Origin of the sequence: Nocardia sp. No.11 (genome assembly GCF_038752175.1) — a bacterium.
GTDB lineage: Bacteria > Actinomycetota > Actinomycetes > Mycobacteriales > Mycobacteriaceae > Nocardia > Nocardia canadensis.
In genome coordinates this window covers 1-2,362 of sequence record NZ_JBCGFB010000246.1, presented here as the reverse complement: position 1 = coordinate 2,362, position 2,362 = coordinate 1, and the positions used below count along the sequence as shown (strand labels likewise).

Here is a 2,362-nt window from a genome sequence, read left to right as displayed (position 1 = left end):
GCGGCACGCCCGCGGCGGCACCGACCGGCACCCGGGCACCGGCCGGGCCCGCGGCGCGCTTGGCCAGCACCTTCTTGGTGTGCGCGGCCACCGGGCCCCAGCGCTCCTTGATCGACACCAGCACCGGGACGGCGAGGAAGATCGACGAGTAGGCACCGACGATCATGCCGACCAGCTGCACCAGCGCGAGGTCCTTGAGCGTGCCGACACCGAGCAGCCAGACCGCGATCACCAGCATGCCGATGATCGGCAGGATGCCGATGACGGTGGTGCTGATCGAGCGCATCAACGTCTGGTTGGCGGCGAGGTTCGCCTGCTCGGCGTAGGTGCGCTTGTTCAGGTGCAGCACGCCACGGGTGTTCTCCTCGACCTTGTCGAAGACCACGACGTTGTCGTAGAGCACGTAGCCCAGGATGGTGAGCAGACCGATCACCGCGGCCGGGGTGACCTCGAACCCGACCAGCGAATAGATGCCCGCGGTGACGATCAGGTTGAAGAACAGCGACACGATCGCCGCGATCGACATGTCCCGCTCGAAGCGGATCGCGATATAGATCATCGTGAGCGCGACGAACACCCCCAGCGCGATCAGCGCCTTGTTGGTGATCTGCCCGCCCCAGGTTTCGCTGATCTCGGCGATGCTGATCGCGTTGCGGCTGACCTGGCCGTCGGAGTCCTTGGGCTGGAACGCGTCGAACAGCGCGCTCTGCACCTGCTCGGTCTGGGCCGCGTCCAGGGTCTCCGAGCGCACCTGGATGGTGGCCGAGGCCCCGGAACCGACCTTCTGCACCGACACCGGGCCGTGGCCCAGGGTCTGCGCGTAGACGTCCTCCACCTGCTGGGTGGAGATGTCGGCGGCCGGGATCTGGATGCGCGAACCGCCGGCGAAGTCGATGCCGAGGGTGAAGCCGCGCACCGCGATGCTCAGCACCGAGATCAGCAACAGGGCCGCCGCGATGCCGTAGAACAGCTTGCGGCGGCTGACGATCGGGAAACCGCCGGTGCCGGTGTAGAGCCGCTCGAAGAACCCGTGCTTCGGGGTCTGCGACGCCTCGGCCTGGTCCAGGTACACCGACTCGTCGGTGGGATGGGCGTTGGTCATCGTGACATCTCCTTCGGCCTGGCCTGGCCCGCGGCACGTTCCCTGGCGATCTGCTGCACCGAGCCGAGACCGTTCACCGACGGCTTCGCCCAGAACGGCGAACGCGAGACGATCATCATCAGCGGCGCGGTGACCAGGTAGAGCACGATCACGTCGAGGACGGTGGTGATACCGAGGGTGAAGGCGAAGCCCTTCACCTGACCGGCGGCGAGCAGGTACAGCACGACCGAGGCGATCAGGCTGACCGTCTTACCGGACAGGTTGGTGCGCTGCGCCCTGGCCCAGCCGCGCGGCACGGCCGAGCGGAAACTGCGACCCTCGCGCATCTCGTCCTTGATGCGTTCGAAGAACACGACGAACGAGTCCGCGGTGAGACCGATACCGATGATCAGACCGGCGATGCCGGCCAGGTCGAGGGTGAACCCGATCCAGCGGCCGAGCAGCACGATGATGCCGTAGACGGCGACACCGGCCGCGATCAGCGAGAACCCGGCCAGCAGGCCGAGCATGCGGTAGACGAACAGGCAGTACAGCAGCACCGCGATCAGGCCGATCGCGCCGGCCAGCAGACCAGCCTTCAGCGAGGACAGGCCCAGCGTCGCCGAGACCGTCTCCGCCTCCGAGGTCTGGAACGACAGCGGCAGCGAGCCGTACTTGAGCGTGTTGGCCAGCTCCGCGGCGCTGTCGGCGGTGAAGCTGCCCGAGATCGAGGTGCGGCCGCCGAGCTGCGGACCCTGCTGCACCTGCGGCGCGCTGACGACCTTCGAGTCGAGCACGAACGCGACCCGCTTGTAGACGTACTCGCCGGTCAGCGCGGACCAGGCGTCCGCACCCGAGGACTTGAACTCCAGGTTCACCTCGTGGCGGGCCTGCTGGGAGTTCAGGCCGGAGGTCGCGTCGGCGATCTCCTGGCCGTCGATGCGGCTCGGGCCGAGCAGGAACACCTCGGTGCCGTCCTGCGAGCAGGTGACCAACGGCAGCGCCGGGTCGTCGTTGCCCGCCAGCGGGTCGGGCTTGGTGCAGTCCATGCTCGCCACGGCGACCTGCTGTACGGACTGGTCGGTGCTCTGCCGCAGCGCCTTGGCGTCGGCGATCTCCTTGGCCTGCTGCTGCTGGGTGGAGGTGCCACCGGGAGCCGGGGTCGGCGTCGGCGGTGCCTGCGCCGGGAACACCCGCGACTGCGGGGCCGGGGTGGTCGGCTCGCCCGCCGCCGGAGCGGTGGTCTCGCCGGGCGCGGGCGTCTCACCGGGCGCGGGCGCG

2 protein-coding genes are annotated in these 2,362 nt (G+C 68.9%); both read right to left on the bottom strand.

Translation table 11 applies throughout. The features are described from left to right. The coding region (gene secF, locus V8688_RS31800; protein WP_342802367.1) for a protein translocase subunit SecF at positions 1-1,102 on the bottom strand (1,102 nt) is incomplete at its 3' end. Then, positions 1,099-2,362: protein translocase subunit SecD (gene secD / locus V8688_RS31795; protein WP_342802366.1), on the bottom strand; the 1,264-nt coding region annotated here is incomplete at its 5' end. The genes secF and secD, both read right to left, overlap by 4 nt.